This is a genomic window from Commensalibacter communis, assembly GCF_947179015.1.
Classification (GTDB): domain Bacteria; phylum Pseudomonadota; class Alphaproteobacteria; order Acetobacterales; family Acetobacteraceae; genus Commensalibacter; species Commensalibacter communis.
The window spans coordinates 97,611-112,999 of the sequence record NZ_CAMXCM010000003.1; the positions used below are offsets into that span (position 1 = coordinate 97,611).

Genomic DNA, 15,389 nt, shown 5'->3' on the forward strand with positions numbered 1-15,389 from the left:
CTATCTATGAATATATTATCATATAGTGAATAAATATTCATAACTGAAATCGGTTTGTTATTGGGGTTTGTTTGATGACCAGAATTCAAGAAGTTTTGCAAAAAGATGATCCAGAGCGTATTGCAAAATTAAGTCAAATTGCTTCTGAAATTCGTGTTGATATTGTCAATACAATTGCTGCAGCAAAAATGGGACATATCGGCGGCGATTTTTCTGTCACGGATATTTTAGTTTCCTTATTTTTCGGTGTGATGAACTATAGATCTCAAGACCCAAATTGGGCGGAGAGAGATCGATTTATTTTGTCAAAAGGACATTGTTCAGCTGCATTATATTCCGTGATGGCTAAAGCAGGCTATTTCAAACATGAACAACTTGGCGAATTTATGAAGCCTTTATCTTTTTTAGGGGGGCATCCAAATCGTCGTAAACTTGCAGGAATAGAAGCAAATACAGGTCCGTTGGGACATGGTTTACCCATTGGGGTTGGTTGTGCAGTTGGGGCTTCTTTGGCTAAAAAATCATATCGAACCTTTGTTGCTTTAGGGGATGGCGAATTACAAGAAGGGTCAAATTGGGAAGCAGCAATGTTTGCGGGTCATCGTAAATTAGGAAATTTGATGGCGATTGTAGATCGCAATAGACTGCAACAAGGCGCTGGCACAGAAGAAACAAACTCGTTGGATCCATTGGCAGATAAATGGCGTGCTTTTGGTTGGGATACATATGAGCTGGATGGGCATAATTTTGCGGAATTATTAAACGTGATGGAGGCTCCAGACACAGGAAAGCCAAAAGTTATTATTGCGAATACAATTAAAGGCAAAGGTGTTTCCTTTATTGAAAATAGAGTGGAATGGCACCACAAGGTTCCTTCAGCAGAGCAAAATATTCAAGCAATTAAGGAGTTAACACACTCATGACATCTTTATCTCAACAAGAAACATTTGATTGCCGTCAAATATTTGCACAAACATTAACAGAGCTGGCACGTCAGGATGAGCGCATTGTTATTGTTTGTAATGACTCTGTTGGCTCTTCAAACTTAAATGAGTTTAAAAAAGAATTTCCTGATCGTTTGGTGAATGTTGGTATTGCCGAACAAAATATGATTGGCGTTGCTGCTGGCTTGGCGAATAGCGGATTTATTCCGTTTGTTAGTTGTGCGGGTCCTTTTTTAAGTGGTCGTGCATTAGAACAAGTCAAGGCTGATGTAGCCTATAATATGTATCCTATTATTTTATGCGCACAAAGCCCAGGGATGTCTTATGGCGAATTGGGACCAACCCATCATTCTATTGAAGATTTTTCGTGGATCAGAGCATTAACAGATATTACTCTGTTAAGTCCAGCAGACCCAAAGCAAACGAAGGATGCTATTCATTGGGCAGTTCAAGCGAATAAGCCTGTATATATGCGTATTAATCGCTTTAAAATCCCTAAAACAACGCCAGAGACAGCTTCGTTCGAAGTTGGTAAAGCATTGTTGTTGAAAGAAGGGAAAGATGTCACATTAATCACGACGGGTATTTTAGTCCCTAGAGCCTTAGAAGCAGCAGCTATTTTGGAAAAAGATGGTATTTCAGCTAGAGTCCTAAATATGCATACGCTTAATCCTATTGATAAAGAAGCAATTATTGCAGCAGCTTCTGAAACACGTGGAATCGTTACGATGGAAGAGGCGATTACAACAGGTGGTTTGGGAGCGGCGATTTCCGAAGTTGTTGTTGAAAATCATCCTACTAAAATGCGGATTTTAGGGGTTTCTCATTTTGCACCAACAGGGTCAGCTTCGTTTTTGTTAGACCATTTTGGATTAAATGTGGAAAATATTGTGAAGTCTGCTTCTGAATTAGTGGGGTAATATGATGGGCGATCCTTTAGTTCTGGCCATCGATCAAGGTAGCAGTTCAACCAAATGTGTTATTGTTGATTATAAAGGCACAATTATTGCTTGTGACAAGGTGGAAATTGGTGAAACGCATCCTTATCCAGGTCATGTAGAACAAGATGCTGAGGAGATATGGAATAGTGTTGGATTAGCTGTATCAAAAACATTAAAACAGCTACAATCGCCTTATCATGCTTCCGATGTTATTGTTGCGGGGATTAGTACGCAACGTGAATCTTTTCTTTTATGGGATCGCCAAACAGGAACCCCTTTGCATCCGTTGATTTCTTGGCAAGATCAACGTCAAGTGGATTTACCCTCAGAATGCTTTGATGAAAGCGTGCAGAAAAAAGTTAAACAATTAACAGGGTTACCATTAGATCCAATGTTTTCTGCCTCCAAAGCAAAATGGCTATTGGATCAATATGATAAAGATCGCCAACGTTCGTTAAAAGGAGAGCTCTGTCTTGGTACGATTGATTCATGGTTGCTCTTTAAAATCTATGGTGAGCATTTAATTGAAGCAGGCAATGCATCGAGAACTCAATTAATGAATGTGCATCAGGTTGATTGGGACGACGATTTATTATCTTTGTTTCATGTACCAAAAGCATGTTTGCCTAATATTATTCCATCAAATGGACCTTTTCCAAAAGTGATTAAAAATTCTTTGGGTCCTTTGACTATTCCTGTTGGGGCAGTGATGGGTGACAGTCATTCAGCATTATTTGGTCATCAGGCGTTTCATATAGGGCAGGTCAAAGCAACTTATGGAACAGGATCTTCGATTATGGGCTTGATCCGTAAAGAAGATGAACTGCATTCTGGTTTATGTTTAACCATTGGGTGGATGTTTGGGGATAAGGTTGCTTATGCCGCAGAAGGAAATATTCGCTCATTAGGTGCAACACTTCGGTGGATGGCCAGTATTTTAAATATAAGTGTTACTGAATTGGTAGAGTTAGGAATGGCTGGTCAGAGTGATTCCGTTGCTTTGGTTCCTGGTTTTGGTGGCTTGGGTGCGCCATGGTGGGATGAAAAAGCAGTTGGGTTAATGACTAATTTAACTTTGGGAACCACACGACAAACGATAGCCAGTGCTACGATTGAAAGTGTTGTCTATCAAGTTGCGGATGTTGTGAATGCTATACGTCGTAATGTTGGCGAAATACATCAACTTTTTGTTGATGGTGGTCCCACCAGTCATGATGGATTAATGAAATTGCAAGCAAAGATATTGGGCTGTTCAGTTTTTAGAGCTGAAAGACCAGAATTGTCAGCTTTGGGTGTTGCGTATATGGCAGGGCTTAGCAAAGAAATATGGACACAGTCAGGTTTAGATAAATTAAACAAAGCGTATAATTTATTCGAGCCTGTTTCAAAACAAGATGAACAAGATATTGGTTTTCAAAATTGGCATGAGGCGGTGAATCAATCACGCCGTGCATATGCTTAACAATGAAGAAACTATTTTGTTTAATGTGATAAAGGAATTTTAAAATGGAACTTTTTTCTCTTTTTGGTCAAAATGCTTTTGTAACGGGTGCAGGCAGTGGGATTGGACAGAAGATTGCTCTTTATCTTGCCAAGGCAGGGGTAAATGTTGGGTGTTTTGATTTGCCAAATAGTGCAGGGTTGGCGGATACAGCAGAGCAAGTAAAAAAACTTGGGCGTCAATCGATTATATTAACTGGTGATGTTACCAAGCCTGATGATCTGGAAAAATCAGTCAATCAGGTTGAAACTGAATTGGGCAATTTATCGCTTGCGGTGAATTGTGCAGGTATTGCCAACGCCAACCCAGCAGAAGAAATGTCAATAGAACAATGGCAAAGACTATATGATATTAATGTTAAGGGTTTATTCTTGTCATGCCAAGCTGAAGCAAGATTAATGTTAAAACATGGTCGTGGTTCTATTGTTAATATTGCCTCTATGTCAGGTGTTATTGTTAATCGTGGCTTAATGCAAGCGCACTATAATTCTGCGAAAGCAGCCGTTATTCATATGACAAAAAGCATGGCAGTAGAGTGGGCAGAACGTGGGGTTCGTGTGAATGCAATTAGTCCAGGCTATACCGCAACACCGATGAATACTCGACCAGAAATGGTCGATCAAATGAAGCAATTTGCTTCGGAAACCCCAATGCAACGCATTGCAGAACCCGATGAAATGGCAGGACCAGCTATTTTCTTATTATCAGAAGCAGCATCTTTTTGTACGGGTGTTAATTTGCTGGTTGATGGCGGTTTTTGCTGTTGGTAAGCATTTTCTAAATTAAAAAACCATAACGATCAATAAAGCTGTTTTTATACTAAATGAATAAATAGACAGCTTTATTCAAAAGGGGACAAGAATATGTGTTTTAAAGCAAAACTATTCTTGAAAGGGAAGCTGTGCCTTCTTTTTAAAATAAAATCTACAAATTTTCTGCAATTTTATACGATGAGTAGGGGATAATTTATGTGGAGTAATTTCGTAGAAAAAGTATTCATCTCGCCTAAATTAATGTTGGGTTATATCGGGGTGATGATTTTTATGGCTGGTGAGGGCTTGGAACAAGGCTGGTTATCACCTTATTTAATAGAACACAGTCTTAGTGTAGAAAAATCGGCATTATTATTTAGTGTATATGGGCTCAGTGCTTCTGTTTCAGCTTTTTTCTCTGGTGTGTTGACAGAAATATATGGTGTCCGTCGGGTGATGTCCACTGGGCTGATTATGTTCTGTATTGGTACATTTTTCTTTTTAACATTTGGTATTTCAAGCCATAATTTTTGGATTATGTTGCCGTCTTATGCGTTAAGAGGGCTCAGCTATCCTTTATTTGCTTATGGTTTTTTGGTTTATATAACCTATGAAGCCCCTGTAAACAGATTATCAACAGCTGGAGGGATTTTTTGGTCTTGTTATGCTTGTGGGTTAAGTGTTCTTGGGGTGATGTATTCTAGTTTTGCATTGAAATTTGTAGCACCCATTCATGTGTTATGGAGCGCACTTTTCTTTGTTTGTCTTGGGGGTGTCATTGCTTTATGGGTTGATAAAGAGGCTATTCAATCTACTAAAAAAATAGAGACTGAAGAAAAATCTTCTCTATTATATTTACTCAAAGGGATCACGATTATTTATGAAGTTCCAAAACTTGGGCTTTGTGGGTTTGTAAGAATAGTGAATACGCTGGCTTGTTATGGTTTTCCTGTATTTTTACCTTTAGTGATGCAAAATTTAGGATTTACAATCAGTCAATGGCTGCAAATGTTAGCATTTTTATGGATCTCTAATATGATTGCTAATTATTTCTTTGGTCTGTTAGGCGATAAATGGGGATGGCGTAACACCGTGATGTGGGGTGGTTGTGTTGGATGTGCAATAACTACTCTCTTATTCTATTATGTTCCAACATGGGGCGGGGGCTATATTTTAACGATGGCTGCTGCAGGGGCGTATGGCGCATGTCTTGCGGCCTATACACCAATTAATGCAATTATGCCTATGCTTGCACCAGAAAACAAAGGTGCAGCCATGTCTGTATTAACACTTGCTGCAGGTCTTAGTACATTCTTTGGGCCAGCTATTGTAGGATTGTTTATTAAATCAGTGGGTGCTGTGGGTGTGATTTGGGTTTATGCAGCTTTATATATCGCTGCTGCATTTGTGATGTCTTTTGTTCATATATCTAAATCTTACGCTCAGTTAAATTTAAATAAAACAGCTAAAATCTAAAATCATACTATATCAAGGAAATAAAAAAATGAGTTTAACAAATAAAGTAGCCGTTATCACAGGTGCAAGTCGTGGTATTGGAGCAGCCATTGCAGAACGTTTGTCACAAGATGGTGCCAAAGTAGTTGTTGCTTCGAATGAGTCAAAAGTTAATGAAGTTGCAGAAAAGATAAATAAAAATGGTGGGCAAGCTGCTGCCTTTGAAATGGATGTGACTAATAAAAAAGACGTTATTCGTTTATATAATTTTGCCGAAGAACAATTCGCGCATGTCGATATTTCTGTTCAAAATGCAGGGGTGATTACCATTGCTAGGGTTGAAGATTTAACCGAAGAAGAATGGAAAAAAGTGTTAGACGTTAATACGACGGGTGTATTTTTGTGCTGTCAAGAAGCGATTGCCAGAATACGTAAACATGGTCAAGGGGGACGCATAATTAACACTGCTTCTGGTCAAGCACGCCAAGGGTTTATTTATACACCCCATTATGCAGCCAGTAAGTTTGGAGTGATGGGAATTACCCAAAGTTTGGCACACGAAGTTGCAAAAGAGGGGATTACTGTCAACGCATTCTGTCCAGGGATTATTGAAACAGAGATGTGGGCATATAATGATGAGCATTGGGGGAAAATGCTAGGGGATTATAAACCAGGTGAATTAATGGCTGAATGGGTTTCCAAAATTCCGATGGGTCGTGCGGGAACAGGTGAAGATGTTGCGAATGTTATTTCATTCTTAGCAGGGCCAATGTCTGCTTATGTAACAGGACAAACCATCAATATTGATGGTGGTATGTTTATGTCTTAATAGGATATGATACACTGTTATTTTTATCTAATAGCAGTGTATATTGTTTATTCTATAACGTAAAATTGCCCTTGTTGAATATACCAATAATGCTTTTTAACAAGTTCATACATCTGTTTTCCAATACGATAATTGGGTGAGGAACGGGTTGCGCCTGTTATGAGTTCATGACATTTAACAGGTTTTGTAACTATGTTTAATAATTTCCATATTTGTTTGATTTGTTGATCCATAAGAGCGCATAAATGAGGATCATTCTTCTGATCTGATATATTCCATCGAATTCCTAATGAAGAAGCTTGGACAGAGAAGAACTCTTCTGGATAAGCAGTCGTATCAATATAAGGATTAAAGTCTGTAGATGGGCAAATATGGTTTGGATATAATTTATTATAATTAAATAATAATATTCCCCAAGAATGATTTGTAGGTAAAACAGTAAAAGCTTGTGATATAAATTTATTCGTATATTGATCGTTTTTTAGAATATCTTTTGTTAATATATCATGAAGAGATGAAACAGATGTGGGAGGGTTATTGTAATAATCATCTTCTGATTCTTTATGAGAAAAATAGGGCTTGAAAATAATTTCAGGCATATTTGCAAGAAGTAAGTCAGAGAAAGCTAAGATATCCTGTTCTGCCATCCATAAATAACTATTTTTTGTTTTTTGTCCTTGTGTCCACGCCATATTGTATAGACTTTTTTAATTTTATGATTGTTGATCTATAGATTTGATAATCCGCATGGCGGTAAATTGGTCTGTAATTAAAATATTAATTAACCGTCCTGATAAGGCCCCCAAAATCGCCTCGATTTTGTTCTTACCTCCAGCAATACCAATAACACGAGGGATGGTTTTTAATTGTTCAAGGGTAATTCCAATAATTCTTTGGTCAATAGCGGTTTGAAGAGGCTTACCTTTGTTATTATAAAAATGCAGGCAAATATCACCAACCGCTTTTTTCTGTGCGATTGTATTCATCTCGGCTTTGGTTAAGATATTTCCACTATCGGCAAGAAGCTTTTCAGGCGAGATAGGACCAATTCCAACCAATGCCATGGTTATTTCTTTGAATTGCTCCAGAGTAGCTTGGACAAAAGGATCAGCCATTAAAATTGTTCGGGCTTCTGTTGAGCCAATAATCCCTTGTGCAGGAAGTAGGATTTGTTCTGCATGGGTGATTTTGGCCAGTTTAGAGCTGAGGATTGATGCGTGTTTTTGAACGGTTGGGCTGCCGATACCGCCTTGGATTTGAATAATTTTTTTAGCGGATATTTTAAAATTATTATTTAAATTATTCACCATATTTAACAAAGATTCACTCCAAGAGGAAATCCCAATTACTTCATCTTGTTGCAGGGTTGCAGAGAAAAACTGCGCTGCTGCTTGACCGATGCGTGAAAAGATTTGGGTTTCTTCATCTTGTTCGCACGAGGCAATGATAACTTCTGATAAATTAAAATGTTGTTTAATTCGTTCTTCTAATTCCAAAAAAGTGCCTTTCGGTTCGTTGATTGAAATTTGAACAATACCATTCAAAGACGCTTTTTTCAGCAGTCGTGAAACGCTAGCCTGTGAAATATATAAATGTTTAGCAATATCGGGCTGTTTCATATTATCGAAATAGTACATTCTGGCTACTCTTGCGATAAATCTTAGTTCGTCAGATGTTGTCATGGATGCTTTTAATAAAAAGAGAAATATTTAAATTAAATAATTATATTATGTTCCAAATGCGGGATGTTTATTTATATATCTTAAAATTGACGACGATCCTATCATAAAATAAATATAAAGTTTTATAGCGATTTACAAATTGTATTTTGAGTTAAATCTCTTATAGTGATATTTATTCTCATTCTTAATAAACTGAAAATCTTCTTATGCTGCAAAAAACACTGTCTATTTTAACATTAATCCACCGTTGGGGCGGTTTAATTGGGGGTTGGTTTTGTTTTTTTCTGGTTGTCACAGGAACAATTTCGGTTTTTGACTTAGAGATTTCTCGATGGATGCAGCCAGAGCTGGCTGACTATACAGATACAGGAACAGTTTCTGAAAAATCTATGGATACATCCTACCAAATATGGCAAGACAATACACGACAGAACCGTTTTAGCTTTGTTATATTACCTACTGAACGATATCCCTTTATTTATGTACTATCCAGCCAAGGGGCATTATTTAAATGGCAAAACATTGATCCAGTGACTGGCAAAGTGATTCAAACGCAACCGACTGTTGGGGGGTATTTTTTTGATAGCTTACATAATAGTTTTTTATTAACACGCCCTGCGGGTGATATTGTCATTATCGTTCTTTCTATTGCATTTTTTATATTTATTTTGAGCGGCTTTATTATTCACTTAAAACATTTGTGGAAAGAGTTTTTTAAAGTTCGTCCGAAAGCCTCTGCATTACGATTTGTATTGGATATTCATTTAGGAATAGGTGTTTTCTTTTTTCCGTTTTTATTATTGATGGTGGTGAGTGGGTTTTTATTTTATGCCCCCATATATATGTCTTTTTTAAACCCATCGCCTGGTCATTATGTAGCTGCACCTTACAAAGAAGGACAAGCAACGCAAAGCCATTCTGAAAAGAGTCTATTTTCATTAGTGCAAGAAGCAAAGACCACTTTTAAATCAATGCCAGGATTTATTTTAATTATGCCTAAACAAATTCATGTTGTACAAAGTGATGCGGATCAATTGGCGATTATGCGGAATTATATAGAGCTTGATCGTGCGTCTCATCAAGTATCATTACAAGTCAACCACTCAACATTTGGTCGATATATATTAAATGTTATGTTCGGTTTACACTTAACGCGTGCTGGTGGCGATGTCTTGCGGTGGATATATTTTGTAGCAGGAACGGGGTCTTCTATATTGGTGGCGACAGGGTTATTATTCTTTTCCAATAAACGTCGTCATTTTAATAAAAAGCATATATCTTCACGATTATTATTTTTTTATAAGGTCATTGATGGCATACATGTTGGGGCAATGATGGGTACATTATTGGCTATTTTAAGCGTTTTCCTAGTAAACACTTTGATTTTAGCGGATAATACAGCAAAAGCATCTTTGGAAATCAATGCTTTTCTTGTTGTACTTGTTTTGTCTTTTGTAGAAGGATTATTTTATTCTTTTTATTCTAGTGTCATGCACGCATGGAAACATCAAATTGGATTATTTGCTTGTTTATGTATGATCGTGCCAGTTTTGAAGATGATATTATATCCAGAAATATTAAATGCTTTTTGGAGCAGTAATTTTGTTTATACAGCAATCAATATCTCTTTTGTAATGACTGGAATTTCTTTTTTCTTATTATATCGTTACCTAAAACGTAAAAATGCTTTTATCTAAGTTTTTATTATTCTTAGATAAAAGCATAATTATTTTACCAGTTATAAGAAAGCTTTCCGATAACAGTCCTGCCTTGACCAATGGCACATCCAAAAGATTGGCTGTAACAAGCGGTAAAATACCGTTTGTTGGTCAGGTTTTGTGCTGTAAATTGTGCTTCTAATCCTTTTAACGTTGGAATGCTGTCATCGAATTTATAATGAGCTTGCATATCAATCATCGTATAGGCTTTGGTGCGAAGATAAGAGATATAATCCCCGTTTGTATTACCATTATATCTGACCCCAATGGCTCCACCAAGATTTTTAAAGGTTCCAGATTGAATGGTATAATCCCCCCAGAAAGAGAAAATATTTGCAGGGACTTGGGTTGGGCGTTGACCAGAATAATCCCCCGCAGTGAATTTTACATCTTGATAAGTATAAGCAGCAATCAGATTTAATCCAGCGATTGGGGACGTATGGGCTTCAAGTTCAAAACCTCGAGAGCGTTGTTTTCCGGCTTGGAGACTAAACATCGGGTTTACAGGGTCGCTGGTTAAGACGTTGGTTTGCTCTAAATTATAGATGGCTGCAGAGAAGAAACCATTGAAATTTTCAGGCTGATATTTGATCCCAACTTCGTATTGTTCACCACGTGTGGGTTGATATGGTTTACCACTTTGTGAAACTTGATTAAGTGGTTGAAATGATTGAGCGTAACTGAAATATGGGGAAATATTATAAGGTAAGTTATATAAAATTCCGCCACGGAACGTAAAGGCTTGGTCACTTTGGGTAAAGCTAGATGAGGGGGTAACATGATTTCTGGTGCCGATGCTAGACCAATCATTTCTGAAGCCTAATTGAGCATGCAGACGTTTATAACTCATATTATCTTGTAAAAAGATTCCCTCTTGATTGGTACTAACACCCATTTGCATAGAAGGTGTGGGAATGGTAATTGGTGCAGAGTAGTTTGGATGATACAGATCAAGTGGAGGGGCATATCCAGATCCATAATCGTAACCAGAACGAATATTTTGCCAACTGACCCCCAGCAATAGATCATGAGCAACAGGACCTGTATGGACTTGCCCATGAAGTTGTTCTTCAATGGTGATGGTGTCAAAATGCTCTTTTGAGCCATTAGCATAACGATACATATATCGACTGCCGGGATAATACCCAGCACTGCCATTGGGGTTTGCACCTGAAGCATAAGAACTTCCATAGACTTGGTTATAATTTGCCCCAACATTGGTATAACGAGCCATTGAAAGAAATTGCCATTCTGGATTTAATTGATAGGTAAATTTATATCCAACAGAGGCTTGAGTTTGATCAAATTTATCAAAATTCTTATCTCCAGAAAAGAAATTAGAAGGAAAATGATAAGGTGCAGATAAAACAGACCCAAATGCTGGAAACGTTTGATAGGAAGTATCGTTGGGTTGCGCTTGATAACGCCCATAAACAGTTAAATTAATATCATCCGTAGGTTCCCAATATAAAGAGGGCTGAATTGCGTAGCGTTCTGCTTTGGTATACCAATCCCGTCCGTCTTGTCTAAATCCTGTACCAACAACACGCCAAGAAAGATTATCAAGCCCTTTGAATTTATCACCTAGATCAAAGACACCACGAACATAATTATAATTTCCGCCTTCAAGCGAAACATGTCGATAGCGTGATCCATTTGCAAATTTACTTGTTAATGCAATAATACCGCCTGGGCTGCTTTGACCGTAAACAACAGAAGATGGTCCTTTTAATACGTCAACTTGCTGTAATAAATAAACATCAACTTGTTGAGCAGCGTAATATTGTCCCTTAAACATCAATAATCCATCAAGATATTGACTGCCATTAACATCAAAGCCACGAATTGTCCCTAAATCATAACGACTATTTGACCCACGTTGTTCCATCGATACGCCAGAACTATAGCGTAAAGCCTGACCAAGGGTTGTGGCATTTTGCATTTGCATCTGTTGGGATGTGACAACTGACACTGATTCAGGAGTATAAATCAGAGGGGTAGAGCTTTTTGTTGCAGCAGACGATGATTTGGTCACAATAGAATTTTTATTGCCTTTGACGACAATTTGTTCATCTTTTGAATCATCGCCTTTTGTTTGCGATGTATTAGATGTTTGTGTGGTTGAAGTGGTCGATTGTGCAATTGCGTTGTTTTGTAAAACGAAAAAGCCTATTCCTGAAGTCACCAGCAAAAGGTAACGATAAGAGATACAAGTCATGAGCATGATAACGATCTAATTGAGAATGAAATTGATAATCGTTATCAGATAGCAGACAGAAATCTTAATTTCAATCAAATTTTCTTGGTAATTGACGTTTAAATTCATTATTCAAAATTTCATGCCTTTAAGGTCTCAATTCATAGAAAATATATCTTTTTATCTCAATTTATATTAAACACAATAAGGGTTCAGTATCATGTCATGTATGGGTGTATAAAATGATTAGAAAAATTATTGTATTGGTTGTGGCTATCGCAGCTTGCATAGGTCTTGGTGTATATATCCGATCTTATAACAGCAATAATAGTTTCAATGCTCAACAACGTTTTAACACTATTATGCAGGCTGCTGACGAGCAAGCACAAGATATTTTAAAAGAAACAGATGAAAAAAAGAAAAAAAATGCTCAGTTATTTATTGAGAGAAAAGATAATTTGTTACGACATCAGCAAAAAGAATTATTCAACCAACAGTAATTTATTCTATATTTGCTTTGGTTAAATCCAACTCCATAGGAACAAAAGTGACATTATTTTTCGTAAATTCTGTGTCAAAATAGGTAAAATTAAATTTCTCGTAAAATCGAGTTGCCGTACTTCTTGCATTAAGATATACGCTTGCAACATGATCTTTCTTCAGTTCTTGCAAGACTGTTTTGAATAATGTGCTTCCAATTCCTCTGTTTTGATAGTGTGATTCTGTTGCAAATTTCCTGATTTGCCGGCGATTAGGTGTACGATAAAAAACAGATAAACAACTTATGACTTGATCATTTATGAGATAACCATAATGAGTTGCGTCTTCGTCCCCTGGCTCCATGCAATCTTGCAGCTTAAATGAAGGCCATAAAATATCTCTTCTTAATTGCAAACAATCTTCTAGCTGAATGTGACGGATATGATACGATGTCATGATCGTGTTCCAATGTGAGTAATTATTTCTGTATTCATTGTATAGTAATTTTTAAATTGATTGGTAATGTAATTTAAAAGATTATGATTTGCAAAGGACGTTTTTATGAAATGGTTTAATCAGGCATCTATCTGTTTTGGAGTGGTTTTGATTCTGACCATTTGTCTTAATACCCCACACCAGTCAAGAGCACTAGAAGTGTTAGACCATACGGTAAATTTTGATAAACCAGACGTAAAACATTCTTTGGCTGAATTAACCAGTAATGCTGAAAAAGGGAATGTAAAGGCGCAATATCATCTAGCTCTTCGTTATCAACAAGGGCAAGATGTTCCTCAGGATCAAAATAAAGCGATTAAATGGTTTGAAAAAGCAGCAGCAGGTGGGAATGCCAAATCACAATTGGCATTAGGTATTTTCTATGGTGGTGGCATTGGCGTAGAGCGTGATTATGTTCAAGCAAGAAAATATTTGGAACAAGCTGCTTTGCAACAAGAACCGGAAGCTAATTTTTATTTAGGATTGCTGTATTATAAAGGGTTAAGGGTTCCCAAATTATATTCTAAAGCCAAACATTATTTTGAATTAGCAGCTCAAAAAGGGAACAGTGATGCGCAATATTTTCTTGGGCGAATGTATTATAATGGTCAAGGTGTCGCTAAGAATTACAACAAAGCATTTGACGAGTTTAAACAATCTGCTCAACAAGGAAATAAGCATGCAAGTATGATGTTGGGAATGCTATATGATAATGGTCATGGGATAAAAAAAGATGTGAAAAAATCAACTTATTATTATACTCAGGCAGCCAAGCAGAATGTTCCCGAAGCACAATTGGCTCTTGGGATTGCCTACCTTACTGGTCATGGGGTCAAAGAGAATAAACATGAGGCAAAAGAATGGCTGTTGAAGTCATGTCGTCAAAATAATAATTCAGCATGTGAGATGGTTTCTAATATGGATTAGGAACACAAGTTGTTCATAAAAGTTTTTTCTTAATTTTTATTATTGATTATCTTATATAGTCTTATTAATTTTAATTTATTATTATTTTGTTATTATTGGTAGGATTTATATGTATCAATATATTTTTATTATACTGATTATTATATGCATCATTTGTATTGCATATGTTGTCTATGATATATGGTTACGTAAACATTTTGCCAATTTTAACACAAAGAGAACCAACTCTACTGTTCAGACTGATGACACCTTAGAAACAGATAGTATAGAATCAAGCAGCCCGATGGATAAAGGGTTGATGTATTTTAAAGGGGATGGTGTTCCTCAAAATTATTCAAAAGCCCGAGATTTCTTCGAAAAAGCTGCTGCGGGTGGCACTGTCCAAGCAATTTTGTATCTAGCCCTTATTTATTACGAAGGACTGGGAATAGAACAAGATGACAAAAAAGCATTAGCTTTCTTTGAAGAAGCTGCCAAAAGAGGGAATGCCAAGGCGATGTTTGCTTTGGGCAGAATTAACCTTATGGGGCATGTGGTAGAGCAAAATTATGATAAAGCACGTGAATATTTTGAACAATCTGCACGTCAAGGTGAAGTAGACGCCTTATTAAATCTTGGTATGATGTATTATGAAGGTGTTGGCGTCGAGCAAAATTATAGCAAGGCCAGGGTATATCTGGAACAAGCGGCTTCTAAAGGTGCAGCTGAGGCGCAAAATAGTTTAGCTTATATGTATATTCAAGCCAAAGGTGTTGAACAGGACACTGAAAAAGCCCGAGAATATTATGCATTGTCTGCGCGTCAAGGAAATATGGAAGGGGAATATCACCTAGCGTGTATGTATTGGGATGGCACAGGTGGCGAAAAAGATCGTTTAAAAGCCAGAGGATATTTTGAAAAAGCGGCTTATCAAGGTGAGGCAGAGGCCCAATTTTTTATGGGTAATATATATTATTATGGTCAAGGAACCCCTGTTGATTACAAAAGAGCAGCTTATTTTTATGATAAAGCAGCACGCCAAAATCATATTCAAGCCCAAAATATGATTGGATATATGTATTCCGAGGGACAAGGGATCTCTAAAGATTATAAATTAGCCATCTATTGGTATAAGCAAGCAGCATTTCAAAATGATGTTCAGGCGCAATATAGTTTGGGCTATATTTATCTTACTGGGAATATTGTTCCGATTAATTTGGAAAAGGCATTTGAATATTTTAATAAAGCGGCACAAAATGGCTATGTTTTGGCGCAATTTAATTTGGCGGTTATGTATTACAAAGGCGATGGTGTCCCCCAAGATTTTTTACAAGCAGCCGAATGGTTTCAAAAAGCAGACCTTCAAGGGCATAAAAAATCTAGTTTTATCTTAGGAAAAATGTATTTAGAGGGGCAAGGCGTCCCTCATAATCATGATAAAGGGATGGCGTTGATTACGAAAAGTGAAGTCGAATAAAGAGCTTGTGAT

Annotated in this window: 14 protein-coding genes; 10 read left to right on the forward strand and 4 right to left on the reverse strand. The window is 37.0% G+C overall.

The window, feature by feature from the left end:
• The first annotated feature begins 74 nt into the window (after positions 1-74).
• The 6 genes from PQG54_RS07145 (at position 75) to PQG54_RS07170 (ending at position 6,422) form a co-directional block, all read left to right on the forward strand.
• Positions 75-923 (forward strand): transketolase, encoded by an 849-nt coding sequence (locus tag PQG54_RS07145; protein WP_271790194.1) that lies wholly within the window; start codon positions 75-77, stop codon positions 921-923.
• Entirely contained in the window at positions 920-1,864 is a 945-nt protein-coding gene (locus PQG54_RS07150; protein WP_271790193.1) for a transketolase family protein, read from the forward strand. Before PQG54_RS07145 ends, PQG54_RS07150 begins: the two co-directional genes overlap by 4 nt.
• 1 nt (position 1,865) lies before the next feature.
• Positions 1,866-3,347, forward strand: a complete 1,482-nt coding sequence (locus PQG54_RS07155) for an FGGY-family carbohydrate kinase (RefSeq protein ID WP_271790192.1) — start codon at positions 1,866-1,868, stop codon at positions 3,345-3,347.
• 44 nt (positions 3,348-3,391) lie between these two features.
• Positions 3,392-4,156: an SDR family oxidoreductase gene (locus PQG54_RS07160; RefSeq protein WP_271790191.1), complete on the forward strand. Its 765-nt coding sequence runs from the start codon at positions 3,392-3,394 to the stop codon at positions 4,154-4,156.
• 198 nt (positions 4,157-4,354) lie between these two features.
• On the forward strand, positions 4,355-5,614 hold the full coding sequence (locus tag PQG54_RS07165) for an MFS transporter (protein WP_271790190.1): 1,260 nt from the start codon (positions 4,355-4,357) through the stop codon (positions 5,612-5,614).
• A gap of 28 nt (positions 5,615-5,642) precedes the next feature.
• Positions 5,643-6,422 carry an SDR family oxidoreductase gene (locus PQG54_RS07170; RefSeq protein WP_271790189.1) on the forward strand — a complete coding sequence of 260 codons (780 nt, stop codon included), beginning with the start codon at positions 5,643-5,645 and terminating at the stop codon, positions 6,420-6,422.
• Between the two features lie 47 nt (positions 6,423-6,469).
• Here the strand turns inward: PQG54_RS07170 and PQG54_RS07175 are convergent, their stop codons facing one another.
• On the reverse strand, positions 6,470-7,114 hold the full coding sequence (locus PQG54_RS07175) for a hypothetical protein (protein ID WP_271790188.1): 645 nt from the start codon (positions 7,112-7,114) through the stop codon (positions 6,470-6,472).
• Positions 7,115-7,135: 21 nt separating this feature from the next.
• A complete protein-coding gene (locus PQG54_RS07180; protein WP_271790187.1) occupies positions 7,136-8,104 on the reverse strand; it encodes a sugar-binding transcriptional regulator in 969 nt (322 codons plus the stop codon).
• A 206-nt stretch (positions 8,105-8,310) separates the two neighbouring features.
• Here PQG54_RS07180 and PQG54_RS07185 point away from each other — a divergent pair, with 206 nt between their 5' ends.
• The gene (locus PQG54_RS07185; protein ID WP_271790186.1) at positions 8,311-9,801 is read left to right on the forward strand and encodes a PepSY-associated TM helix domain-containing protein; all 1,491 of its coding nucleotides are present in this window, start codon (positions 8,311-8,313) and stop codon (positions 9,799-9,801) included.
• Between the two features lie 34 nt (positions 9,802-9,835).
• Here the strand turns inward: PQG54_RS07185 and PQG54_RS07190 are convergent, their stop codons facing one another.
• The gene (locus PQG54_RS07190) at positions 9,836-12,046 is read right to left on the reverse strand and encodes a TonB-dependent siderophore receptor (RefSeq protein ID WP_271790185.1); all 2,211 of its coding nucleotides are present in this window, start codon (positions 12,044-12,046) and stop codon (positions 9,836-9,838) included.
• Positions 12,047-12,261: 215 nt separating this feature from the next.
• Between PQG54_RS07190 and PQG54_RS07195 the strand changes: the two genes are divergently transcribed.
• Positions 12,262-12,519 (forward strand): hypothetical protein, encoded by a 258-nt coding sequence (locus PQG54_RS07195; RefSeq protein ID WP_271790184.1) that lies wholly within the window; start codon positions 12,262-12,264, stop codon positions 12,517-12,519.
• 1 nt (position 12,520) lies between these two features.
• Here the strand turns inward: PQG54_RS07195 and PQG54_RS07200 are convergent, their stop codons facing one another.
• The gene (locus tag PQG54_RS07200) at positions 12,521-12,955 is read right to left on the reverse strand and encodes a GNAT family N-acetyltransferase (RefSeq protein WP_271790183.1); all 435 of its coding nucleotides are present in this window, start codon (positions 12,953-12,955) and stop codon (positions 12,521-12,523) included.
• 105 nt (positions 12,956-13,060) lie between these two features.
• On the opposite strand from PQG54_RS07200, the gene PQG54_RS07205 reads away from it, so the two are divergent.
• Positions 13,061-13,921 (forward strand): SEL1-like repeat protein, encoded by an 861-nt coding sequence (locus PQG54_RS07205; protein ID WP_271790182.1) that lies wholly within the window; start codon positions 13,061-13,063, stop codon positions 13,919-13,921.
• A 109-nt stretch (positions 13,922-14,030) separates the two neighbouring features.
• Positions 14,031-15,377 (forward strand): tetratricopeptide repeat protein, encoded by a 1,347-nt coding sequence (locus PQG54_RS07210; RefSeq protein ID WP_271790181.1) that lies wholly within the window; start codon positions 14,031-14,033, stop codon positions 15,375-15,377.
• The last annotated feature ends 12 nt before the right edge of the window (positions 15,378-15,389 follow it).

What these genes read in the sequence shown, in the direction of transcription:
- PQG54_RS07145 (WP_271790194.1), top strand. Translation starts at nt 75, where the DNA reads ATGACCAGAATTCAAGAAGTTTTGCAAAAAGATGATCCAGAGCGTATT.
- PQG54_RS07150 (WP_271790193.1), top strand. Translation starts at nt 920, where the DNA reads ATGACATCTTTATCTCAACAAGAAACATTTGATTGCCGTCAAATATTT.
- PQG54_RS07155 (WP_271790192.1), top strand. Translation starts at nt 1,866, where the DNA reads ATGATGGGCGATCCTTTAGTTCTGGCCATCGATCAAGGTAGCAGTTCA.
- PQG54_RS07160 (WP_271790191.1), top strand. Translation starts at nt 3,392, where the DNA reads ATGGAACTTTTTTCTCTTTTTGGTCAAAATGCTTTTGTAACGGGTGCA.
- PQG54_RS07165 (WP_271790190.1), top strand. Translation starts at nt 4,355, where the DNA reads ATGTGGAGTAATTTCGTAGAAAAAGTATTCATCTCGCCTAAATTAATG.
- PQG54_RS07170 (WP_271790189.1), top strand. Translation starts at nt 5,643, where the DNA reads ATGAGTTTAACAAATAAAGTAGCCGTTATCACAGGTGCAAGTCGTGGT.
- PQG54_RS07175 (WP_271790188.1), bottom strand. Translation starts at nt 7,114, where the DNA reads ATGGCGTGGACACAAGGACAAAAAACAAAAAATAGTTATTTATGGATG.
- PQG54_RS07180 (WP_271790187.1), bottom strand. Translation starts at nt 8,104, where the DNA reads ATGACAACATCTGACGAACTAAGATTTATCGCAAGAGTAGCCAGAATG.
- PQG54_RS07185 (WP_271790186.1), top strand. Translation starts at nt 8,311, where the DNA reads ATGCTGCAAAAAACACTGTCTATTTTAACATTAATCCACCGTTGGGGC.
- PQG54_RS07190 (WP_271790185.1), bottom strand. Translation starts at nt 12,046, where the DNA reads ATGCTCATGACTTGTATCTCTTATCGTTACCTTTTGCTGGTGACTTCA.
- PQG54_RS07195 (WP_271790184.1), top strand. Translation starts at nt 12,262, where the DNA reads ATGATTAGAAAAATTATTGTATTGGTTGTGGCTATCGCAGCTTGCATA.
- PQG54_RS07200 (WP_271790183.1), bottom strand. Translation starts at nt 12,955, where the DNA reads ATGACATCGTATCATATCCGTCACATTCAGCTAGAAGATTGTTTGCAA.
- PQG54_RS07205 (WP_271790182.1), top strand. Translation starts at nt 13,061, where the DNA reads ATGAAATGGTTTAATCAGGCATCTATCTGTTTTGGAGTGGTTTTGATT.
- PQG54_RS07210 (WP_271790181.1), top strand. Translation starts at nt 14,031, where the DNA reads ATGTATCAATATATTTTTATTATACTGATTATTATATGCATCATTTGT.